Origin of the sequence: Rudaea cellulosilytica DSM 22992 (assembly GCF_000378125.1) — a bacterium.
GTDB lineage: Bacteria > Pseudomonadota > Gammaproteobacteria > Xanthomonadales > Rhodanobacteraceae > Rudaea > Rudaea cellulosilytica.
Window position 1 is genome coordinate 406515 of record NZ_KB899242.1, and the last position, 23492, is coordinate 430006.

A 23492-nucleotide genomic window follows, 5' to 3' on the forward strand; every position below is an offset into this window, starting at 1 on the left:
GGCATAATGCCGGCGACCTTCCCGGCCAAAGCAGCGCATGGCAACCGGCGATTCCCCTGCTTCCTCTGCGATCGACTTCGAGGCGTTGGCCACGCATCGCGCCTACCTGCTCAAGATCGCGCGGCTGGAATTGCGCGACGAGCATCTGGCCGAGGACGCGGTCTCCGACGTGTTGACCCAGGCCTATGAAAAGCGTGCGAGCTTCGCTGGCAGGAGTTCGTTGCGCACTTGGCTGACCTCGATCCTGAAGAACCACATTATCGACCTCGTGCGCCGGCAATGGCGCGAAGAGCCGCTGCCCGAAACCGGCGACAACGGCGAGCACGAATTCGACCGCCTGTTCGATGCCAGCGGCCACTACATGAATGCGCCGAGCAATGCCGGCAATCCGGCCGAACTAGCGCAGCAAGACGCCTTCCTCGTCGCCGTGCAGCGCTGCATCGAGCGTCTGCCCAAACGCATCGGTCAATTGTTCGTGCTGCGCGAAGTGTTCGGCAGCGACACCGACGAGTTGTGTAAGGATCTGCAGATCACCCCGTCCAACGTCTGGGTTCAACTCTACCGGGCACGCATGATGTTGCGCACTTGTCTCGAAGGCACCGGTTTCGGCCGTGCGTAGCCTGGCCAAACACTCGATGTTTCGAATCACCTGCCAGCATGCGTCGCGCCTTCTTTCGCAGCGCATGGAGCGCCCGCTGCCTTGGACTCAGCGTGTACGCCTGCGCCTGCATTTGCTTGCCTGCGATGCCTGCACGCGCGTGGCCGGCCAGTTCGCTGCGATGCGGCTTGCCATGCAGGCGTGGCGTAATCGAGACTAGATCCGGGGCAACCAGGAGAAACGCAATGCTGCAATTCAATCCGGGCCAACTGTATTTCCTCGGCCGCGAAGCCAGCGACCGGCTGCAACAGGCCGCAAAACTCGGCCTCGAAGGCAGTGACCAGGCCTTCGACCTGACGATCAGGACCGTGCAATTCCATGTCGACGCGATGACGCGGCTGATGACGCAAACCAGCCACGTCAAGGACGTCGCGAGCCTGCGCCAGCTCTGGTCGGAATTGTTCGACCTCATGCGCGAGTCCGTGGCCACCAGCAACGCCTCGCAGAAGCAGACCGTCGAGATGGCGCTCAAGGCGACCGAGTTGTTCTACTCGAATCTGTTCGATCAAGCCGCGGGGCAGACCAAGAAACCGGTTGTCGAACCGAAGCCGAAGACCGCAAAAAAACGCTGACACACCGACAAGATTCAAACGTCTACCGCACCAAGCCCTCCCTCCCGCCGCCACGCGCAGGAGGGAGGGAGACGTTTCTCAGTGCGGAAAATGGTTCGTCAGCCACTGCTTTGCATCGACTGCTTCGCCGTGCCTTGCATTCATCATGTCGAACAGCTTGTCGTGCGCGGCGAGAAACTCGGCTTTGCTCACCCTGCCGTCGCCCTTCGCATCGATCTTGTGCATCACGTCCATGCTGGCGAAAGCACGCGCATAGCCGCCCGTTGAAAGGCTGATCATTTCGGGCCGATTTGCCGCACCAACCCATTCGCCTGCGTCGAGCACACCGTCGTGGTTGCGATCGAGCACATCGAACATTCTGCTGTAGTAGTCGTCGAACTCCTGTTTGCTGACCTTATGATCGCCGTTCGCATCGATCTTGCCCATCATTTCGAGCGTGGCCATCTGCTTGTGATAATCGTCGGTCAGGAACGCGTCCTGCGCATTTTCGACGGCGAACAAGCGCACCGAACCGAAAAGACAGAAAGCGAACAGCCATGCATTTGCGCGCAGCGTGCGATACCGTCTCATATACCCTCCCTCATTTGGCTTTGGAATATCGGGCCGGCGCAGCGAGTGCGGCTGCCCGGTTACCCAGTAGACGGGCTCCGGGCGCAAACCTTACGTGAAATCAAGGCGACGCCCCCTAGATGGGGAGAAGCTCCCTCCTTCAACGCGCCGCGAGCCACTCGTGGATCGCCGCCGGCACCTCGCGCTGCGCGCGGCCGGAGACGTAGATGCCGATGTGGCCGCCCTTGAATGCAAGCTCGGTGTAGTCGTCCGAGCCGATGCGTCCGCGCAGCGCGCGCGAGGCGTCGGGCGGCACGAGGTGATCCTGCTCGGCGAAAATGTTGAGCACGGGCGCATCGAGCTGCGCAAGGTCGACCGATTTGTTGCCGATCTTCAGGCCGCCGTTGATCAGCTTGTTGCCCTGGTAGAAATCCTTGATGAACTGGCGGAACGCGGCGCCGGCCTGGTCGGGGCTGTCGAAGATCCACTTCTCCATGCGCAGGAAGTTCTCGAGCTCGGCCTTGTCGTCAAGGATGTCGACCAAGCCGATGTACTTCTGCTGGTTCAGGCGCACCGGCTTCAACATCAGGTAGCAGTAGTTCATCAGGTCGGCCGGCACGTTGCCGAGCGTGTCGATGAACAGGTCGACGTCGAGATGCTGCACCCAGTTCGAAAGCATGTTGTCGCGCGTCTGGAAATCGACCGGCGTCACCATCGTGATCAGGTTCCGGATCTTTTCCGGGTAAATCGAGGCGAAGCACAGGCTGAATGCGCCGCCCTGGCAAATGCCGAGCAGGTTGATCTTGTCGAGCTTGTGGCGCTTGGCGACGACATCGACACAGCGCTTGATGTAACCGTTGATGTAGTCGTCAAGCGAAAGATGCTTGTCTGACGCGTCGGGATAGCCCCAGTCGATCAAATACACGTCTTCGCCGAGCGCGAGCAGATTCTTGACCAGCGAGCGGTCATCCTGCAGGTCGACCATGTAGGGTCGATTGACCAGCGCGTAGCTGATCAGGATCGGCACCTTAGCCGTTGGCTTGTGCGGCCCTTTGAAACGATACAGGACGAGCTTGTCCTCGCGATAGACTTCTTCCTTGTCGGTGGCGCCGTAATGCACTTCGTCCAGCGTGCGCAGCACCTGCATTCCGGCGGCGATTTTCTGCTGGAACTTCTGCGCTTCCTCGTACGCCTTCTGCGGCGCGATGCGGATCGGGTTCATGTTCGACTTAACCTCTGAAAAATTTCGTCATTGCAGCGAACGCCGAAATGCCGAGTCGGAAATCATTTCTTCTTGCCGCCCTTCTTGTCACCCTTGCTCGGCTTCGCCATCTGCGCCGCAGCCGCACGCAGCTTCGGCTTGCTCTTGACGCGTCGTTGCATCGCCGCGACTGCATCGGCGAACGAGCTCGTCTTCGCCTTGGCCGCCGCTTCGTCCGCCGGGCGCGGACGCACCACAGCGGCAGGTGCACGCGACTTCGCTGCCGTGGCACGACGCCTAGCCGGCTTTGCCGCCGACCTCGATTTCGTCATGGGTGGTGCAGCTGGCTTCGCCGTCGCGACGGCAGGTTCGGTCGGTTTTGTGGCCGAAGCAGGGTTCTTCGCGCTCGCCTGCGCCAATGATTTTTTCAGCGCCGCGACTTCGCCGCGCAGAGTCGCGATTTCCGCCTCGACCGCGCTGCCGTCGTGTGCGTTGCCGCCATCGCGCAATTCGCGACGCAGGTCGTGCACGCGCTTGCTCAGGCTGTCGAGTTCGCTGCGCGTCGGCATGCCGAGTTCGCGGCTGATGCGCTCGACTTCGATTTGTATTTGCTTGCGCACGCGCATCTGCGCATTCGCCAGTGCGCCGTAGACTCGGCTGAACTCTTCCGACAACGCGATCTCGGCGTAAGCTTCCTCCATCGCATCGACCCAGAGATCGTACAACGCCTTGAGCGATTCGATCGTCCGTCCCGGTTCGCTGCGCTCGGCGAGCTTGCGCTCGAACAATTCGTTGCCGCGCCGGCTCGCCTCGAGCATGAGCCGGTTGTACGCACTCGACGCCTGCTGGTATTCGATCAAGGCAAGCGCGGTGCGCTGATAGTGTTCCTGATGTTCGCGCGCGAGGCCGAACGCCGGCATCTGCAGCCACGACAGGCCTTCCTTGCGCATCTGCTCGATGTAGGGCGCAAATGCGGCGGGCAGTTCGGCAAAACCCTGCGCGCCCTTGCCGGCCACTTCGCGCAGCGCCTTGGCAAACGGATTCGTCGTAGGATCGAAGCCGGGAACGCCCGAACCGACCGCGTTGCGTACCGCATCGAGCCAGGGCTGCGCCGGATTCGCCGCGCCTTCGCCGAGCGCCGATGCGCCGAACAGCGATTGCATCATCGCGACGTAGGCCTTCGCGCTGTCGGTCAGGCGCTCGGCCGTCTCGCTCTGCTTGCCGGCGTCGGCGAACAGGCGCGACCATTGCTCGAGGCCTTCGTGCCACGGCGTCTGAGCAGACGGGGCCGAAGCAGCGCCCGCGAACGGGTTGAACGGAGCGAAGCCCGCAAACCCGGCTGGCGTAGCGGCGAAAGGCATGGCAAACGGATTCGCACCGACCGCGGCGAACGGATTGCCTGCGGCAAACGAAGCTGCGCCCGGCGGCCCGACAGGCGCTTTCTGCGCGAGATCGGACCAGGCGTTGAAATACTGGCGCTGCAGCGCGTCCCAATCCTTCAACCAGTCGTTCATGCTCTTGTTTTCGCTCATGCGCGCATCTCCGGAGGGGTTTTGATGCTAGCACGCGTGTGCGCGCATCGCATTACGCCCGCCTGAGCGATGAGGCCGTCCTTTCGTCCAAATCGCCCAACAAAAAAACGCGCCGAAGCGCGTTTTTTTGTTGATTATCCGAAAAGCAGCAATCAAGCGGCTGGAGCTTCCTCGGTCACCGCCTTCATCGACAGGCGGATGCGGCCCTGCTTGTCGACTTCGAGCACCTTGACCTTGACCACGTCGCCTTCCTTGAGCTTGTCGGAGACCTTCTCCACGCGCTCGTTGGAGATCTGCGAAACGTGAACGAGACCGTCCTTGCCCGGCAGGATCGTGACGAACGCGCCGAAGTCCATGAGCTTGGCGACCTTGCCCTCGTAGATGCGGCCCGGCTCGACGTCGGAGACGATCTGTTCGATGCGTGCCTTGGCCGCATCAGCCGCTTCGCGATTGACCGAGGCGATGACGATCGTGCCGTCGTCGCTGATGTCGATCGTCGCACCGGTTTCTTCGGTGATGCCGCGGATCACGCTGCCGCCCTTGCCGATGACTTCGCGGATCTTGTCCGGGTGGATCTTCATCGTCATCAGGCGCGGGGCGAACTCGCTCATCTCGGTGCGCGAGGTCGTGATGACCTTGCCCATTTCGCCGAGGATGTGCAGGCGGCCCTGCTTGGCCTGCGCGAGTGCGACCTTCATGATCTCTTCGGTGATGCCGTCGATCTTGATGTCCATCTGCAGCGCGCTGATGCCGTCGGCGCTACCGGCCACCTTGAAATCCATGTCGCCGAGGTGATCCTCGTCGCCGAGGATGTCGGACAACACGACGAACTGGTCGCCTTCCTTGACCAGGCCCATCGCGATGCCCGCGACCGGCGCCTTGAGCGGCACGCCCGCATCCATCATCGCCAGCGACGAGCCGCAGACCGAGGCCATCGACGAGGAGCCGTTCGACTCGGTGATTTCCGAGACCACGCGCACCACGTACGGGAAGGCTTCCATCGTCGGCTTGACCGCCTGCACGCCGCGCTTGGCGAGGCGGCCGTGGCCGATTTCGCGGCGCTTCGGCGCGCCGAAGCGACCGGCTTCACCAACCGAGAACGGCGGGAAGTTGTAGTGGAAAAGGAACGGATCCTTCGACTCGCCTTCCGGCGCATCGATGATCTGCGCGTCGCGCGCGGTGCCGAGCGTGACGATGACCAGCGCCTGCGTCTCGCCGCGCGTGAACAGCGCCGAGCCGTGGGTACGCGGCAGCACGCCAACGCGCACCGTGATCGGACGGATGTCGTCGAGCTTGCGCCCGTCGATGCGCACCTTGCTCGCGAGCACGGAGTCGCGCAGCGTGCGGTATTCGAGTTCGCCGAACTCCTTGGCGAGTTCAGCCTTGTCCCACTTCTCCGCTTCGATGCGACCGGCGAGGCTTTGCAGCACGTCCGACTTGATCGCGGCGATCGCGTCGCGCCGCTGCAGCTTGTCGCGGATCTGGAACGCCTGCTCGAGCTGCGTGCCGACGGCTTCCTTGAGCGCGGCGATCGCGGTGTCGTTCTTCACCGGCGCAGTCCACGCGGACGGCCTGGTGTTGGCTTCGACGGTCAACTCGTTGATCGTGTTGATCACGACCTGCAGGGCCTTGTGGCCGAACACGACCGCGCCGAGCATGACGTCTTCGCTGAGCAGCTTGGCTTCGGATTCGACCATGAGCACGGCGTTCGAGGTGCCGGCGACGACGAGGTCGAGGTCGGAAGTCTTCAGCTCCGTCGCAGTCGGATTGAGCAGATACTGGCCGTTCGCGTAGCCGACGCGCGCGGCGCCGATCGGACCCTTGAACGGGATGCCGGCAAGGCTGAGCGCGGCGGAAGCGCCGATCATCGCCGGGATGTCACCGTCGATTTCCGGATTGAGCGACACGACCTGGGCGATGACCTGCACTTCGTTCTTGAACTCTTCCGGGAACAGCGGGCGCACCGGACGATCGATCAGGCGCGAGGTCAGCGTCTCCTTCTCGGTCGGACGGCCTTCGCGCTTGAAGAAGCCGCCCGGGATACGGCCGGCGGAGTAGAACTTCTCGACGTAGTCGACGGTGAGCGGGAAGAAGTCCTGTCCTTCCTTCGCTTTCGCCGCGGCGACCGCGGTGACCAGCACGACCGTGCCGCCCATCGACACCATGACCGCGCCGGACGCCTGGCGGGCGATTTCGCCCGTCTCGAGCGTGACCGTCTGATTCCCGTACTGGAAAGACTTGGTAATTTTTGCCACGTTGAATTCCTTGAATCGATCAGCGGGATCGGTTGGATCCCTCGGGCCCGCGGTTCCCGCGCAAGCGGGAGTCCGTTTTCAGGCCTTAAAAATGGATCATCCCGGCATGCGCCGGGATGACGAGTGGTGTTGCTTAGCGACGCAGGCCCAAACGCTCGATCAGCGTCTTGTAGCGCTCGGCGTCGGCTTTCTTGAGATAGGCCAGCAGGCTGCGGCGCTGGTTGACCATCTTGAGCAGACCGCGACGCGAGTGATGATCCTTGTCGTGATCGGCGAAATGCTTGGAGAGGTGCTCGATGCGCGCGGAAAGCAGCGCGACCTGTACTTCGGGAGAGCCGGTGTCGTTCGGCGCGCGGCGATAGTCGGCAATGACCTTGCTGGTCTGTTCGACGGAGAGAGACATGATGTTTACCTGTGTTATGTTGCGTACGGCGCGGTTCAGCCTTCGAAAGCTGCATGTTCGCAAGCGCGAACCGCGTTAATGGACGACATGGCCACATGCTCGAAACGAGGCGCAAGTGCCTAATCGGCTTTGAAAAAGCTCCCCATTATAACCGGTTTTTCGGCAAAGGTGCAGCCTGAGGGGTTTTGCGTCCAAAGAGACGGCGCGCCACTTGGGCGCGCCGTCGGGGGCGGTCAAGCCCGCCCGGGTCCAGCCGTACTACGGCGACGAACTCGAAGTCGAATCCTCGCTGCAATGCGTGGGACCGCCCGGGTAGTTGCCGTTGTTGTACATGTCGAGAATCGCCGCGTCGCTGATGAATTGCTGGCGCAATGCGTTGTTCGACTTGAGCGCACCGACGTACGCGGGTGTATTCGTCGGGTTGTTGAACAGGCCAAAGGCCTGGCTTATCGCGGATTGCACCTGAGGCGGCTGCGAAGCACCGTTGAGCTGGTTCAGGACCGCCGCCTCGTACTGATGCGCCAGTACCCAATACGCGTTGCCACCGGCCGGAGTGGTCCAGAACGCCTGGTACCAGGATTCCCCGCTGTAGAAGAACGTCGTATCGGGCCCGTTCGGCTGCAGGAGATTCCAGGTCGGGTCGGACTTCGCCGGGCCGTACTTGCTGTGTGTCTTCCAGTAGCCCTGAGTCAGGGTGCAGCCCTGCGCGCAATCGCGGTTGGTGATGTTGATCGTCGCCGTGCTGCTGCCGGTTGCGCCCGTCGTGTTGGTCAGGAAGCTCGCGGCGTTTGGCACTGCGATCGTCTTGCACGTGCCCAATGCCGGATCCCAGGTGAAGCTCGCCGTATAGGTGACGGTTTGCGACCAAGTGCCTCCACCCGCAGGCGCACAGATCAAACCGCCGAGAGGCGCAGGCGTGCCATTGTTGAACGCGTCGGAAAGAGTGATGCACTGGTCGACCAGATTGGCAGGCGTGCCGAACGTGACCGCCGCCATGCCCGAGTACTGCGTCGATCCGGCCGGTGTGCCGACGCCGCTCGCGTCGTAGTGATAGTTCTGCTGCGTCGCCGTGGCCACGTTGGTCCGCGCAGCCTTGTCAGGCAGGCTGCCCGAGTAGGTGCATTGCAGCCAACCGCCGGCTGGCACGGTCGAGGACGGACAGCTGACGCTCATGTTCAGCGCCGTGGAGACCACGTCGATCACGCCGAGCAGCGTCGCACTGCGGCCTGGATCGTTGTTGCCGATCGTGATGATGCCGCTGACCGCCGCGGTGTTGTCGCTCGACGTAGCGCTGACAGTGACGATATAGCCCAGGTTAACCGTCTGGTTCGCCGACAGCAGCAGCGCATCCGGAGTGCCGTCATTGTTGGTGTCGACCGTCAGCGGGGGCGAGACGTAGGATTTGGTTATGTTCCAGGCCCAGGCACGGTTGAAGCTCGTGTTGGCCGTCTTGCTGACCGCGAGGCTGTAGCAATTGACCACGACTTCGGCACTGGCCGGGTTCACGCCGTTCGCGGTCGTCGACACGGTATTGTCGAACACGTAGTTATAGGTCGGTTGGTTGCCCTGCCCCGTGCAGTCGAATGTCTTGCCGTAGGTCACGCTGCCGGTGCCGTTGAATGTCCACGGCGCACCGCTGGCCCCGGGATCGGAGTCGGTTACCGTGATCGAGTCGTTGACGACCGTGCCGGGCGTCGTGAACGTCGCGGTCGCCGATGCGGAGCCGCCACCGACATCGCCACTGGTCGTCACGCTGACCGTATTGACTTTCGAACCGCCGGCGCTGACCCCGCTGACCACGATGGGACCATAGCTGCAGGTCTCCGTCGCGTGCGCGGCTAGCGTTCCGGTCGCACAACTCAGGCTGATCGGCGTGCCGTCATTGAGTTGATCCGCGATCGCGGTGATCGTGGCCGCAAACGGCGCCGGATTGGTGATCGTTACCGTGCCGCTCATCGTGAAGTTCGAGTCGACCGGCGCGCCTTTGGTTGCAGTGACCGTGTAGAGCACATCGCCCGAATCGCCGTTGAACAGATTGAGCGGCGTCGGCGACACCGATTTGGTCAACGTCCACGGATAAGTGCGCGTGAAGGTCGGATCGGCGGTCTTGCTGACCTGCAAGTGATAGTCGTAGCAGAACACCATGTGACTGAAACCGCAGCGCACATCATTGTTGCTACCGCAGAGCAGCGGTGTGAATAGGCCACTGTCCGACGTTGCGTCCCTCGACTCGTCGTCCTGGCCATTGATGGTCGGATCGTAGACGTAGATGTTGGCACCGTTGCCGCCCTTGACCGCCACCGCATCCATGCCGGTGCTCGCCGACCAGCCGACCTGACCCGTCGACGGATCGAACGTGATGTGAAATGTCGTGCCGTCCGGCGCAGTGAAATCACCAGCGCTGGGCTCGTCAACCACGACGGTGGCATCGATGCTGATGCCGTACGGCGCAATGTCCGCGTTGATGTCCGAGCAACTCGTGACGTTGACGCCGTCGACGACGATCGGACTGACCCCGCCCGCGCTGGGTGGATCGGCGGCAAGTGCCGTTCCGCTGAACAACAATACCAGTGCCGCGCATAGGCGGCCGATTCTCGTGCGAAAAGTTCCCATGACTTGAGCTCCCGAAAGGTCCGCGGCCGTGGCTTCTTTGGTTGCACGTCGGCGGATCGATTGGTATCGCTCGGCAGTCCGGCCATCCAGGCTCACGTCTGGATCCGTGGCTTTGCGTCCCCGGCTTGCGCCGGGTTTGCTCTTTTCGAGACCGTGAACTTCCTGTTTCCCAACTCCCGTTTTCAACAGAGCGAGCACCGCCCGCCGCGTCTCGCTTGCGCGGACGCGTAGGCTTGAGTGCTCGTCTCAAAAGCTCGATGCAGAAAAAACAGGCGGCGATTACGGCGTGCGGAAAACGCGACGCGCAGCGCCGCCGTACCTCATGGAGGCACGCCCGTGCGATGGAAGAAGGCAGGCATGACCAGACCCCTGCTCAGGTCTGCGGCCGCAAGATCAGAATGCAAAAATGCCGTAGGCCAAGTGGCTGTTCTCGGCAACCCGGCTGTCCGAAGCTCCGCCTCGGACCCGTAGCTTTGCGACCCCGGCTCGCGTCGGGTGTGCTATTTGCGAGTCCCCGCAGGCTTCTCGAAGGAGGCGAAACGATTGCGGTGCGACTGACCAAGAAACGCCACGAACCTAGTCGGCGTAACCCCTTTCCAAGTCGTACCCGCAATTCCGCCTTATCCGTGAACTGCCGGCGTATTCGCTGCGCCCTGTTCCACAGCAGCAAGCCCCACTTTCAACCCATTCGTCAAGCCCTTGCAGCCCGACAACGAACAGATTACAGCGATTAGTGATCTATATCACAAAACACGCAAAACATCAATCCGACTGAGGTGCAAAACCGCGCAGGATACGCACTGCGCCGGCAGTGTCGATCGCAACGAGCGCGACCGGCCGGCCGCCGCGGCCGAACGCACATGCCTGATCGGCAGCAACCGCACCATCGATGTGCACAGTTTGCCCGTGGCGCAGGCGCGCCTCGTGGATTTCGTCCAATTCGATTCGGGGCATTGCTTGCAGTCCCGACTGCAGCGGCAACAGCAAGGAATCCAATTCTACGCCGTCGACAAGAGCCTGCTCGAGTTCGCCCAGCGTATGCATGGCCGGTTGCCTGAATGGCTCGACCCATTCGCGACGCAGCGCAGTCAGGTGCGCTCCGCAACCTAGCTTCTCGCCAAGATCACGCACGAGGCTGCGCACATAAGTGCCCGAGGCGCATTCGACGTGCAGCGTCAGCAGATCACCGCTGCGCTCTACCAAATCGAACGCGTGCACTTCGACCTCGCGCGACGGTGCTTCGACTTCCTCGCCACGTCGCGCGCGCTTGTACAGTGGCACGCCACCCTGCTTGATCGCCGAATAGGCCGGCGGGATCTGCACGATGTGACCGCGCAGCCCGGCAAGCGCCGACTCGATCCGTGCGTCATCCAGCTCGGGAACCGCGCGCGTGCGCACGACCTCGCCTTCCGCATCGTCGGTCGTCGTTGTCACCCCGAGCCGGCATTGCGCCGCATACGCCTTGCGCGCACCGAGTAGATAGCCCGCAATTTTGGTCGCTTCGCCGAAGCAGATCGGCAGCAGCCCGGTTGCGAGCGGATCGAGGCTGCCGGTATGGCCGGCCTTTTTCGCACCGAACAGATGCCGCGCCTTTTGCAGCGCCTGATTCGAACTCAAGCCCGGTGGCTTGTCGAGCAACAGGATGCCGCTGATGTCGCGAAACTTGCTTCTTGAACTCACGCGTAAGACCGCTCGGTCGCTTCTTCTCCGTCGCGCGGAAAGCAGACTATGGCTTTTCGCGCAACAGGGCTTCGATGCGCTCGCCGCGATCGAGCGAATCGTCGTAGCGGAAACGCAGCTCGGGCACGCGGCGAATTTTCATCGTGCGCGACAGTTCGCGACGGAACTCCTTGGCGAGCTCGTTGAGTGCCTTAACGCCATCCTTCGCCGTGTCGGGCAGCAACGCGGTGACGAAGATCGTCGCGACATCGAAATCCTTGGTGACCTCGACATCGGATACGCTCATCGACGGCAGCGCGTTGTCGCGCACGCTCTCATGCACCATCGTACCGACTAGGCGGCGCAGTTCGGCGGAGAGACGGTCAGCACGGTTGAACGAACGTGTAGCCATAATCAGTGCCTCTTGTTTGATGCGCCAGCGCGACCGAGTTCGCGGTCGAAGAAGCGCGCGACGACGGCGTACATCGCCTTCGACTCGGGCAACTCCGGGTCGGAGAAGAACGAATGCCACATGCCTTCCCAGACGTGCAGTTCGGTTTTTACGCCGGCCTCGGTCAGCAGTTCGTTGCTGCGCAAGGCCGCACTCATCGCGAAGTCGCGTGAACCGGAAACCAGCAACGTCGGCGGAAACTTCGTCAGCACCTCGCGCGAGACACCCGGAACGACAAGCGGGCTCGCGGGATCGGCGCCACTGAAGTACGGCAGCTCGGTCAGCGGAAACGCGTGCTCGGGCACTGATTCACCCATCAACAGATGACCGATGTAGGCGGAATCGCCGGCGAAATCGACGACACCGGCGCAGAAAATGCCGATCGCACCCGGAGCAGAAAGGTTTTTCGTCTGCAGCCACGTGATTGCTTCCGCAGTCAGCGCGCCGCCGGCCGAGCAGCCGTAAATGCCGATGTTCTGCGGTTTGTAGGTTTTAAGAAGCTCGCGGTATACCTTCTCCACATCCTCGCTCGCGGCAGGGAATGTGTGTTCGGGGCCTTGGCGATAGTCGACCGTGATCACCTTGATCTTGCCGACGCTCGCAACTGGAATCGCCTCAACCAAGCCGCCCGATCCCGCGCCCCAGAGGAACGCGCCGCCATGCAGGTTGATCAGCACGCGCTGCGTGTTGCGCGCGTCGACACCACCCTTCGGAGTCACCACATCGGCGGCGACGCCAGCGAACTTCTGCGCCGCAATCTCGACCGGATAAAGCTTCTTCATCCGTTCGGCGCGGTCGCTGTTGATCTTGTCGTAGAACGTGCGACTGGCCTGGATATCTTGGCCCAGCGGCGGTGCCGCCTTGCCTTCGTTGAATATCCCGCCGAAACGCGCAAGCGCTTCCTTTGAGGCGAAGACCGAGAATGGAAAACGCGCGGCGGGCGAGGAAACCGTGCCGGCTGCATCCGTCTTCGACGTATTGTCCTGGGCCTGCGCCGCCATGGCAAAGAACAGTATGAACAGCACGGACGATGTGAACCGGCGAGAATTCATGATCAGCGCGCGTACTCGCGTAGTGGGATGGAACAGGATGCAATCTTACGCCGTCACTCCGACGAAACTAGAAACGGCAAGAAAAAGAAAAAGGGACGATGCCGCCCCTTTTTCTCCTGTCGCGGGAATCGACCTTACAGAGTCCTCGCCACCTCGATGCGCTCGAAGCACTCGATCTGGTCGCCCGGCTTGACGTCGTTGTATTGCTTGACGCCAATGCCGCACTCCATGCCGTTGCGCACCTCTTCGACGTTTTCCTTGAAACGCCGCAGCGATTCGAGTTCGCCCTGGAAGATGACGGTGTTGTCACGCAACACGCGGATCGGCTTGTTGCGCTTGACCGTGCCCTCGATGATCATGCAACCCGCGATCGCGCCGAACTTGGATGAGCGGAACACGTCGCGCACCTGGGCCACACCGATGATTTCTTCGCGGATCTCGTTGCCGAGCAGACCCGAAGCGACCTGCTTCACCTGGTCGATCACATCGTAGATAATCGAGAAATAGCGCAGGTCGAGGCCGTTGGTCTCGATGATCTTGCGCGCGGACGCATCGGCGCGCACGTTGAAGCCGATGATCACGGCCTTCGACGCCGCGGCGAGCGTCGCGTCGGACTCGGTGATGCCGCCGACGCCGGACCCGATCACGTTGACCTTGATCTTGTCGTTGCCGATCTTGGTCAGGGCATCGCGCAGCGCTTCAGCCGAACCTTGCACGTCGGCCTTGACCACGAGATTGAGCGTTTGCGCGCCCTCGCCCTGGCCCATCTGCGCCATGATGTCTTCCATGCGGTTGCCAGCCTGTTTGAGCAGGCGCGCGTCGCGGCGCTTGTGCTGGCGCTCGAGGGCGACGTCCTTGGCCAGGCGTTCGTCCTGCACGACGATGAAGTCGTCGCCGGCTTCAGGCACGCCTGAGAGACCGAGCAACTGCACCGGAATCGACGGGCCGGCCGCATCAACCTGCTGGCCGCTCTCGTTGAACAGCGCACGCACGCGGCCGTACTCGACGCCGCAGACGATGAAGTCGCCCTTCTTCAGTGTGCCTTGCTGGACGAGCACGGTCGCGACCGGACCGCGGCCCTTGTCGAGACTCGACTCGACGACGACGCCGGCGGCGCGACCGTCCTTGACCGCGGTCAGTTCCATGACTTCGGCCTGCAGCAGGATCGATTCGAGCAGGTTGTCGACGCCATCGCCGGTCTTCGCCGACACCGGCACGATCTGCACGTCGCCGCCCCACTCTTCCGGCACCACTTCGTGCTGGACGAGACCCTGCTTGACCTGGTCGGGGTTCGCTTCGGGCTTGTCCATCTTGTTCATCGCCACGATCAGCGGCACCTTCGCGGCGCGCGCGTGGTTGATCGCTTCGATCGTCTGCGGCATCACACCGTCGTCTGCGGCGACGACGAGTACGACGATGTCGGTCAGCTTCGCACCGCGCGCGCGCATCGCGCTGAACGCGGCGTGGCCAGGCGTGTCGAGGAACGAGATCACGCCGCGATCGGTCTTCACGTGATACGCGCCGATGTGCTGGGTGATGCCGCCGGCTTCGCCCGAGGCAACCTTGGTGCGACGGATGTAGTCGAGCAGCGACGTCTTGCCGTGATCGACGTGGCCCATGATCGTGACCACGGGCGGGCGCGACTCTCTATTGCCGACGATCTCGACCTTGGCCAGCGTGGTCTCCGCATTGTCCTCTTCGAGACGCGTCGCGTTGTGGCCAAGTTCTTCGACCACCAGCACGGCCGTGTCGTGGTCGATCGGCTGATTGATCGTCGCCATCACACCCATCTTGAACAGCGCTTTGACCACATCCGCGCCCTTGACCGCCATCTTCTGGGCCAGGTCGGAAACGAGGATCGATTCGCCGATCGCAATGTCGCGCGTGACCGGCGCAGTCGGACGCGAGAAGCCGTGCGGACCACCCGACGGCGAACGCACCTGCTCGACCTGACGGCGCGGCTTGCGCTTGATCGCGCCACGACGCGCGTGGCCTTCGTCGGAGAGGTGCAGCTCGGCGCCGAAATATCGTGGCGTGCCATCGCTTTCCGCGGGCATGCGATGCGAGCCATGCTTTTTATGCCGAGCGGCGGCGGCATGCGCACTTTCGGCTTCGCCGTTGCCATTGACACGAGCAGGCCGCGGCCGCGGCGCTTCGGCCGGCTTCCGCGCCGGTGTCGCGGCGTCGGTTTTGGCCACGCGTTCGGCCGGTTTTTCCGCATCGGCAGCCGGCTGCTTCGCCGCCTGCTCGGCGGCGGCCTTGGCCGCGACCTCGCGAGCTTCGGTTTCGGCGCGCACACGCGCTTCCTCAGCCGCGCGCAGCTTCGCCTCTTCTTCAAGGCGGCGACGTTCGCGGTCTTGGCGCGTGATTTCTTCGGTCTCGCGCTTGAGTTGCGACTCGGCAAGCTTCTTCAGCGCATCCTCGCGCTCGGCATCCGGTTGCTGCTCCGGCGAAATTTCGCTGCGTTTGACGTAGGTGCGCTTTTGGCGCACTTCGACGTTGACCGTCTTGCCGCGCGTCGCGCCCTGATTGACCGTCAGTTCGCTGACCGTGCGGCGCTTGAGCGTCACCTGGCGCGGTGCGTTGTCTTCGCCGCCGCTAGAACCCTCGCCCTTGCCGTGGGTGCGGCGCAGGAAGCCGTGCAGCTTGACCTTATCCGTGCTTGAGACGACCTGGTCAGGGCTGGAGAATTTCATGCCGGCGCTGTTCAGCTGCGAAATCAGCTTGTCCGCGCTCATGCCGAGTACACCGGCTAGTTGTTTGATCGTTACGTCCGACATGATTCTTGCTTCTCCTCGCGGCGCCGTGCGAATTTCGCCCGCACATTGCCTCAGTTACTTTTTGCCGTCATCAAAGCAAAGCCGGGATGACGGGATTGTCAGTTCAAGCGTTCATACACACACCTGATTCGCCCTGAAAAATTTGCCGGCTACGCGGCCTCGGCCTGTCTCGCCGCCATGATCAGCGCCGACGCATGCTTTTCGTCGATACCGTCGATCGCCAGCTCGACCAGTTCGTCGGTGGCGAGGTCGGCCAGATCCTGACGCGTGACGATCTTGTGCTGCGCGAGCGTGAATGCGGTCGCCTCGTCCATGCCCGGCACGGCAAGCAGATCGTCTGCCGGCTTGTGCTCATCGATGTCTTCTTCGACCGCGAGCGCGTCGGTGAGCAACGCGTCGCGTGCACGCGCGCGCAGTTCCTCGACGATGTCCTCGTCGAAGCCTTCGATGCCGAGCAATTCCGCGGTCGGCACGTAGGCGATTTCCTCGACCGTCGAAAAACCTTCCTGCACGAGGATCGCGGCGATTTCCGCATCGACCTCGAGCTTGGCCTGGAACAATTCACGCGCCGCGACCTGCTCGGCCTCGGACTTCGCCGCGACCTGATCCTGGGTCATCACGTTGAGCTGCCAGCCGGACAGCTTGGACGCTAGGCGTACGTTCTGGCCGCCGCGGCCGATCGCCTGCGAGAGCTTGTCCTCGGCGACGGCGATGTCCATCGAATGCTTGTCCTCGTCGACGATGATCGACTGCACTTCGGCCGGCGCCATCGCGTTGATCACGAACTGCGCAGCATTCTCGTTCCACAACACGATGTCGATGCGCTCGCCGTTGAGTTCGTTCGACACCGCCTGCACGCGCGAGCCGCGCATGCCGATGCAGGCGCCGATCGGATCGGTGCGATGGTCGTGCGCGATCACGGCGATCTTGGCGCGGTCGCCCGCGTCGCGTGCGGCCGCCCTGATCTCGACCAGACCCTGGCCGACTTCCGGCACTTCGAGCTTGAACAGTTCGATCATGAATTCCGGCGCGGTGCGCGAGACGAACAACTGCGGGCCGCGCTGTTCGGCACGCACTTCGTACAGATAGCCGCGCACGCGGTCGCCTGCGCGCACCGCTTCGCGCGGGATCGCCTTGTCGCGCGCGATGTAGGCCTCGGCATTGCCGCCGAGGTCAAGATAGATCGAACCGCGCTCGACACGCTTGACCACGCCCGTAACGAGTTCGCCAACGCGATCCTTGAACGCGGAAACGACGAGTGCACGCTCGGCCTCGCGCACGTGCTGCACGATGACCTGCTTGGCAGCCTGCGCCGAGATGCGGCCGAAATCGGGGTTCTCGATCTTCTCCTCGATGAAGTCGCCGATCTGCGCGTCAGGCTTGACGTCGACCGCGTCCATGAGGCGCAACTGGCGGTCCGGCGATTCCATGACCACGTCGTCGGCGACCACTTCCCAGCGGCGGAACGTTTCATACTCGCCGCTGTGGCGATCGATGGATACGCGCGCGGCGACATCCTCGTTCGGATAGCGCTTCTTCGCCGCCGAGGCGAGCGCGGCCTCAAGTGCGTGAAAAATCACGTCGCGATCGACGCCTTTCTCGTTGGCCACTGCGTCGGCTACCAACAGCATTTCTTTGCTCATCTTCTTGTCTCTTAAGCTTCCCTTCTCCACTCGGGAGAGGTGGCCCGAAGGGCCGGATGAGGGAAAGACATCGCGGAGCGACATCTCCCGTATAAAAACGTTTATCCCTTTTTACCTTTTTCCGTTTTGCGACCTTTTCCCGGCTTCTTCGGCTCGTCGAACCGCGGCACGAGCTTGGCTCTGTGCACGTTGCCGTGCGGGATATCAACTGCGGCACCGTCTTGTTCGACCGTGATCGTCTCGCCTTCCACCGCGAGAATCGGCCCCTGAAAACGGCGCCGCCCGTTGAGCGGCAAACTCAACTCGATCTTTGCGTCCTCGCCGACGAAACGCGCGAACTGCCCCGGCGTGTACAGCGGCCGGTCGAGTCCCGGCGAGGACACTTCGAGCGTGTAGCGTCCAACGATCGGATCGTTCACGTCGAACAGCGCCGACACCTGGCGACTGACCGCCTCGCAATCATCCACGGTCACCGGTGCATCCATGCGATCGATGTACACGCGCACCAGCGAATTGCCGTGCGACGGGCTGTACTCGACGCCGAGGCATTCCAGCCCCATGTCGGCGATCGCGGGCGCTACCAGATTGGTCAATTCCTCATTTCTCATGGGTTTACCTGTGCGTTCGTCCTTGAACGCGACGATCACGAAGCGGGCTTCCTGCCCGCACTATTCAATTAAAAGCCGAGGTCTTTGCGGCGTCTTTTTGCGAATCCGCAGAAACAAAAAATGGGCCAGAGGCCCATTCCTTAGTCCGCCGTTTTGATCCAGAAACCGGCGAGTCGCATCCTGCGAGAAAATTGGTAGCGGGGGCAGGATTTGAACCTACGACCTTCGGGTTATGAGCCCGACGAGCTGCCAGACTGCTCCACCCCGCACCAGAGCCGCTATTCTAGTCGCAGATGGCGGTATTTTGCAAGAACGCCGAGCCTTGTCGGCTTGAATCGACTTCAACCCGCACCCATCGCCCGATAGCACCAGCTCAGCAGCGGACCAAAGAACAGGCCGAGAAACAGCAGCGCGGCGCCGTTGATCGACAGCACCCAGCGCAGCGGAATGTCTTGCGGCAGGGCGAGCGTGTCTTTCGTCTCCGGCGGATCGAAGTACATGACCTTGATCACGCGCAGATAATAGAACGCACCGACGATGGCGAAGACGATCGCGACGATCGCGAGCCAGAGCATGCCCGCATCGAGCGCCGCCTTGAGCACGAGCAGCTTGGCGAAAAAGCCAAACAGTGGCGGGATGCCGGCGAGCGAGGCCATCACGAGCAGGACGACGAACGCGTACCACGGGTTGCGCTGGTTGAGACCCTTGAAGTCGTCGATCTCCTCGGCTTCGAAACCGGCGCGCGCGAGCAACTGGATCGAGCCGAAAGCCGCAGCCGACATGATCGCGTAGGCGATCGCGTAGAACATCGCCGCGGCATAGCCCGACGGCGTGCCGTTGGCGAGGCCGAGCAGGAGGAAGCCGACGTGCGAGATCGTCGAGTACGCGAGCATGCGCTTGAGGTTGGTCTGCGCAATGGCGACGACATTGCCGATCGCGAGCGACAGCACGGCGAGCACGGCGAGCATTTCGCCCCAGTGCGGATGCAGCCCGCCGAGCGCGCCATCGAGCAGGCGCCAGGCCATACCGAACGCGGCGATCTTCGGCGCCGAGCCGATGAACGTGGTGACCGCAGTCGGCGAACCCTGGTAGACGTCGGGCAACCACATATGGAACGGCGCCGCGCCGAACTTGAAACCAATGCCGGCGACGAGGAAAACCAGGCCGAAGGCGAGCAGCGTCTGGTGCGAGCTGCCCGCGGCAAGCGATGCGACGGCGTGGATCTTCTGCAGATCGAGCGTGCCGGTCGCGCCGTAGATCATCGACATGCCATAGAGCAGGATGCCCGAGGCGAGCGCGCCGAGCACGAAGTACTTCATCGCCGCTTCGGACGACAGCGGCGAATCGCGGTTCAGCGCGACCAGGGCATACGAGGACAGCGTCAGCAGTTCGAGGCCGACGTAGATCATCACCAGACTGCCGGCAGAAACGAGCAGCATCATGCCGAGCACCGCGAACAACACCAGCATGTGGAATTCGCCGACGAACAGCTTGCGATCCTTCAGGTAGGTACGCGCATAGACGAACACGGCGATGGTGACGAGAAGGATGAACACCTTGAGCAGGCGCGCTACCGCATCGTGCACGAACATGCCGGAAAAGCCGCGCGCATCCGCGCTGCGATCGATGATGACCAGCAGCAACGTCGCAACGACGACCCCGATCGACAACCAATGCGTCGCATCACGCTGCGCAGGCTTGATGACGAGATCCACCGCGATCACCGCACAGATGGCGAACAGCAGGAATGCTTCAGGCAGGATCAGCTGGAGGTCTTGGATACTGAAAGACATGGTTCATCTCATTTATGCGCGCTTCCCTGCGCGCGACAGCAAAAAACGGTCGTCTAGCCGGCCTTGACCACGAGCAACTGATCAACGATGTGCTTGACCGAAGCGTCCATCAAATGCGTCAGCGGCTCCGGCCAGATGCCGAACAGCAGCGTCATCGCGGCGAATGCGCCGAGTACGAGCGCCTCGCGTGCATCGATGTCCTTGAGCTTGGCAACGTGATCGTTGGTCACCTCGCCCCAGATCACGCGCTTGACCAGCCACAGCGTGTATGCCGCACCGATAATCAGGGTGAACGCAGCGAGCGCGGCGATCCAGAAATTCGATTGGAAGCTGGCAAGGATGACCATGAACTCGCCGACGAAACCGCTGGTGCCAGGCAGGCCGCAATTGGCCATGGCGAAGAACACGACGAAAGCGGCGTACCACGGCATCGTGTTCACGACTCCGCCGTAATCCTTGATCATGCGCGTGTGCATGCGGTCGTAGATCACGCCGATGCACGAGAACATCGCGCCGGAGACGAAGCCGTGCGAGATCATCTGCACCATCGCACCGGACACGCCGAGGTAGGCTGCGTCCTTATTGCCGCTGACGCGCACGAGGGCGAGCGCGATGAAGATGCCGAGCGTGACGAAGCCCATGTGCGACACGGACGAGTACGCGATCAGTTTCTTCATGTCCTCCTGCACGAGAGCGACGAAACCGATGTAGATGACCGCGATCAGCGACAGCGCGATCAGCAGCCAGGCGAAATGCTGGCTCGCATCCGGCGTGATCGGCAGCGAGAAGCGCAGAAAACCGTAGCCGCCGATCTTCAGCATGATTGCGGCCAGAATGACCGAACCGCCGGTCGGCGCTTCGACGTGCGCGTCGGGCAGCCAGGTATGCACCGGCCACATCGGCACCTTGACCGCGAACGCGACCAGGAAGGCGAAGAACAGCCACGATTGCTGGGTCAGGGTGAGCTTGAGCGCGGCGAGCTGCGACAACTCCCAGCTGTTCGACTGCATGTACAGCCAGATCAAGCCGACCAGCATGAAGATCGAGCCGAAGAATGTGTAGAGGAAGAACTTCAAGGTCGCGTAGACACGGCGCGGACCGCCCCAGATGCCGATGATGATGAACATCGGAATCAGCATGCCTTCGAAGAACACGTAGAACAGCAACGCGTCGAGCGCGCAGAACACGCCGACCATGAGACCTTCGAGCACGAGGAACGCGGCCAGGTACTGGTTGACCTTGTCGTGCACCGAGTCCCAGGCGCCGAGAACGACGAGCACGGTGACGAAGGTCGTCAGCACGATCAATGCGACCGAGATGCCGTCGACGCCGAGGTGGTAGTTGGCGTTGATCGCGGCGATCCAGCGATGCTGTTCGATGAACTGCATCGTGCCTGCGGCCGCATCGTAGCCGGTCAGCAGCGGAATGCTGACGATGAACGTCGCCACGGCCACGGCCAGCGCGAGCCAGCGCGCCTCTTTCGCGCGATGCGTGCCGAGCGCGAGCACGGCGAAGCCGCCGGCGATCGGCAACCAGATCAGGATGCTCAACAGCGATTGCATCATTCCATCATTTCCCATTTGTTCTTTTCGTTCGTCATTGATTGGTCGCGTCCTGCGGCCCCCGCTTTGCGTCACTCGCTAAGCGAATGTTCGCTTCGGCATCCTGCCTATGCAGTCCGCAAAGGCGAAATGACGAGCAAAAATTATTTCCCGACCACCCACCACAACCCGCCGAGCAGGAACACCAGCCCGAGGATCATCGCGAACGCATAGGTATACAGGTAACCTGTCTGCAGCCAGCGCACCACGCCCGCCGTGCGCGCAACCGCGGCGGCCGAGCCGTCGATCAGCACGTTATCGATCACGCCGACATCACCGCCCTTCCACAAGCCGCGGCCGAGCACGACGCTGCCGCGCGCGAACACGGCCTGATAGATCGGGTCGAACCAGTATTTCTTGTCGAGCATGTTCCACAGCGGATAGAGCGCATTCTTCGTCTTATCGGCGATAGCCGGGTTGAACAGATAGATGTAGGTAGCCAACGCGAAGCCGAGAAAGGCAAGAATGAACGGCGCGCCGACGAAGCCTTCCAGCATCGTCTGGAACCAGCCCACGAATTCACCATGCGCGCCCTCGCCTGCCTCGTGCGCAACACGGACCGCGCTGCCGAAGTAGTCGCCATGCAGCATCGAACCGACCGTCAGCGCGCCGATGACGATCGACGGCACGGCGAGCGCCATCAGCGGCCAGGTCACGACGGCCGGTGATTCGTGCGGATCGTGGGCGAGATGCCCCGGCTCATGGTGGCCGTGGTCGTCATGACCGTGACCATGGCCATGATCGACAACGAAACGTTCCTTGCCGTGAAACGTCAGATACAACAGGCGGAAGCTGTAGAACGCAGTGACGAAGACGCCGAGCAGAACGCACAGATAGGCGTAACCGGCGCCCCAGCGATGCGACTCGCCCACCGCCTCGATGATCGCGTCCTTCGAATAGAACCCGGCAAAACCCGGCATGCCGGTCAGCGCCAGCGTGCCGATCCACGCAGTGACGAAGGTGATCGGCATGTACTTGCGCAGGCCGCCCATGTAGCGCATGTCCTGTTCGTGATGCATCGCGATAATGACCGAGCCCGCGCCGAGGAACAGCAACGCTTTGAAGAACGCGTGCGTCATCAGGTGGAACACCGCGGCCGAGTACGCCGACACGCCGAGCGCCGCGGTCATGTAGCCGAGCTGCGACAAGGTCGAATAGGCGACGACGCGCTTGATGTCGTTCTGCACGATGCCGATCAGGCCGGTGAAGAACGCCGTGGTCGCGCCGATCACGAGCACGAAGGACAGCGCCGTTTCCGAAAGTTCGAACAGCGGCGACATGCGCGCAACCATAAAGATGCCCGCAGTCACCATGGTGGCGGCATGGATCAAGGCGGAGATCGGTGTCGGGCCTTCCATCGAGTCCGGCAGCCACACGTGCAGCGGTACCTGCGCGGACTTGCCCATCGCGCCGATGAACAGGCAGATGCAGATCACCGTCGCCGCCGACCACGGGTTGCCGCTGAAAATCTCGAGCGTCTTGCCGCTCAGCGCTTCGCTGTGCGCAAACACGGTCGCATAGTCGAGCGTGTGGAAGAAATACAGCACGCCGGCGATGCCGAGCAGAAAGCCGAAGTCGCCGACGCGGTTGACGATGAACGCCTTCATGTTCGCGAACACCGCGGTCGGGCGCTTGAACCAGAAACCGATCAGCAGGTACGAAACGAGGCCGACCGCTTCCCAGCCGAAGAACAGCTGCAGGAAGTTGTTGCTCATGACGAGCATCAGCATCGAGAAGGTGAACAGCGCGATGTAGCTGAAGAAGCGTTGGTAGCCGTCGTCCTCGGCCATGTAGCCGATCGTGTAGACGTGCACCATCAACGAGACGAAGGTGACGACAACCATCATCATCGCGGTGAGCCGGTCGACAAGAAAACCGACATGCGCATCGATGCCACCGACCTGAAACCAGGTGTAGAGATTCGCGTTGTACGACTCCGCTCCGCCCCAAACGAGTTGGTAGAGCACGTAGAACGACAGTACGCAGGACAACGCGACGCCGGCAATCGTCACCGTGTGTGCACCGATGCGGCCGACCTGGCTGCGGAAAATGCCGGCGACGACCGCGCCGACGAGCGGTGCGAGGGCAATGATCAGCAGAATGGTGGGATTCAGTTGCATGC

At 62.3% G+C, this 23492-nt stretch carries 18 protein-coding genes, 1 tRNA gene and 2 riboswitches; of the genes, 3 read left to right on the plus strand and 16 right to left on the minus strand.

The window, feature by feature from the left end; all coding sequences use genetic code 11:
- Window positions 1-37 precede the first annotated feature (37 nt).
- The 3 genes from F455_RS0111555 to F455_RS0111565 are packed head-to-tail and all read left to right on the plus strand — an operon-like array spanning window position 38 to window position 1230.
- Window positions 38-619 carry a sigma-70 family RNA polymerase sigma factor gene (locus tag F455_RS0111555; protein ID WP_018973451.1) on the plus strand — a complete coding sequence of 194 codons (582 nt, stop codon included), beginning with the start codon at window positions 38-40 and terminating at the stop codon, window positions 617-619.
- A 16-nt stretch (window positions 620-635) separates the two neighbouring features.
- Complete coding sequence (locus F455_RS23645) at window positions 636-818, plus strand: zf-HC2 domain-containing protein (RefSeq protein ID WP_018973452.1); 183 nt, start codon at window positions 636-638, stop codon at window positions 816-818.
- Between the two features lie 25 nt (window positions 819-843).
- Window positions 844-1230 (plus strand): hypothetical protein, encoded by a 387-nt coding sequence (locus F455_RS0111565; RefSeq protein ID WP_018973453.1) that lies wholly within the window; start codon window positions 844-846, stop codon window positions 1228-1230.
- 78 nt (window positions 1231-1308) lie between these two features.
- Here the strand turns inward: F455_RS0111565 and F455_RS20670 are convergent, their stop codons facing one another.
- From F455_RS20670 to nuoL, 16 genes are all read right to left on the minus strand, one after another.
- Entirely contained in the window at window positions 1309-1800 is a 492-nt protein-coding gene (locus F455_RS20670) for an EF-hand domain-containing protein (RefSeq protein ID WP_018973454.1), read from the minus strand.
- A 139-nt stretch (window positions 1801-1939) separates the two neighbouring features.
- The gene (locus F455_RS0111575) at window positions 1940-3001 is read right to left on the minus strand and encodes a class III poly(R)-hydroxyalkanoic acid synthase subunit PhaC (protein WP_018973455.1); all 1062 of its coding nucleotides are present in this window, start codon (window positions 2999-3001) and stop codon (window positions 1940-1942) included.
- 62 nt (window positions 3002-3063) lie between these two features.
- Window positions 3064-4512 carry a class III poly(R)-hydroxyalkanoic acid synthase subunit PhaE gene (gene phaE / locus F455_RS22060; RefSeq protein WP_018973456.1) on the minus strand — a complete coding sequence of 483 codons (1449 nt, stop codon included), beginning with the start codon at window positions 4510-4512 and terminating at the stop codon, window positions 3064-3066.
- 152 nt (window positions 4513-4664) lie between these two features.
- On the minus strand, window positions 4665-6767 hold the full coding sequence (gene pnp, locus F455_RS0111585; RefSeq protein ID WP_018973457.1) for a polyribonucleotide nucleotidyltransferase: 2103 nt from the start codon (window positions 6765-6767) through the stop codon (window positions 4665-4667).
- 133 nt (window positions 6768-6900) lie between these two features.
- Window positions 6901-7170 carry a 30S ribosomal protein S15 gene (rpsO, locus tag F455_RS0111590; RefSeq protein WP_018973458.1) on the minus strand — a complete coding sequence of 90 codons (270 nt, stop codon included), beginning with the start codon at window positions 7168-7170 and terminating at the stop codon, window positions 6901-6903.
- A 258-nt stretch (window positions 7171-7428) separates the two neighbouring features.
- Entirely contained in the window at window positions 7429-9783 is a 2355-nt protein-coding gene (locus tag F455_RS0111595; protein WP_157578741.1) for a hypothetical protein, read from the minus strand.
- Between the two features lie 69 nt (window positions 9784-9852).
- Window positions 9853-9934: riboswitch (cyclic di-GMP riboswitch) on the minus strand.
- Window positions 9935-10212: 278 nt separating this feature from the next.
- A riboswitch (cyclic di-GMP riboswitch) is annotated at window positions 10213-10295 on the minus strand.
- Window positions 10296-10545: 250 nt separating this feature from the next.
- Entirely contained in the window at window positions 10546-11463 is a 918-nt protein-coding gene (truB, locus tag F455_RS0111600; protein ID WP_026293312.1) for a tRNA pseudouridine(55) synthase TruB, read from the minus strand.
- Window positions 11464-11509: 46 nt separating this feature from the next.
- Entirely contained in the window at window positions 11510-11854 is a 345-nt protein-coding gene (gene rbfA / locus F455_RS0111605; RefSeq protein WP_018973461.1) for a 30S ribosome-binding factor RbfA, read from the minus strand.
- Window positions 11855-11856: 2 nt separating this feature from the next.
- Window positions 11857-12945, minus strand: coding sequence for an alpha/beta hydrolase (locus tag F455_RS0111610; RefSeq protein WP_033409796.1), 1089 nt, complete (start codon window positions 12943-12945; stop codon window positions 11857-11859).
- Window positions 12946-13079: 134 nt separating this feature from the next.
- Window positions 13080-15728, minus strand: coding sequence for a translation initiation factor IF-2 (infB, locus tag F455_RS0111615; RefSeq protein ID WP_425413745.1), 2649 nt, complete (start codon window positions 15726-15728; stop codon window positions 13080-13082).
- Window positions 15729-15874: 146 nt separating this feature from the next.
- On the minus strand, window positions 15875-17368 hold the full coding sequence (nusA, locus tag F455_RS0111620; RefSeq protein WP_020684079.1) for a transcription termination factor NusA: 1494 nt from the start codon (window positions 17366-17368) through the stop codon (window positions 15875-15877).
- 101 nt (window positions 17369-17469) lie between these two features.
- The gene (rimP, locus tag F455_RS20680; RefSeq protein ID WP_033409961.1) at window positions 17470-17976 is read right to left on the minus strand and encodes a ribosome maturation factor RimP; all 507 of its coding nucleotides are present in this window, start codon (window positions 17974-17976) and stop codon (window positions 17470-17472) included.
- Window positions 17977-18168: 192 nt separating this feature from the next.
- Window positions 18169-18245: transfer RNA gene (locus F455_RS0111630), tRNA-Met, on the minus strand.
- 72 nt (window positions 18246-18317) lie between these two features.
- Window positions 18318-19769, minus strand: a complete 1452-nt coding sequence (gene nuoN, locus F455_RS0111635) for an NADH-quinone oxidoreductase subunit NuoN (RefSeq protein WP_018973466.1) — start codon at window positions 19767-19769, stop codon at window positions 18318-18320.
- A gap of 53 nt (window positions 19770-19822) precedes the next feature.
- Window positions 19823-21334 (minus strand): NADH-quinone oxidoreductase subunit M, encoded by a 1512-nt coding sequence (locus F455_RS0111640; protein WP_018973467.1) that lies wholly within the window; start codon window positions 21332-21334, stop codon window positions 19823-19825.
- Window positions 21335-21474: 140 nt separating this feature from the next.
- Complete coding sequence (nuoL, locus tag F455_RS0111645) at window positions 21475-23490, minus strand: NADH-quinone oxidoreductase subunit L (protein WP_018973468.1); 2016 nt, start codon at window positions 23488-23490, stop codon at window positions 21475-21477.
- Window positions 23491-23492 lie beyond the last annotated feature (2 nt).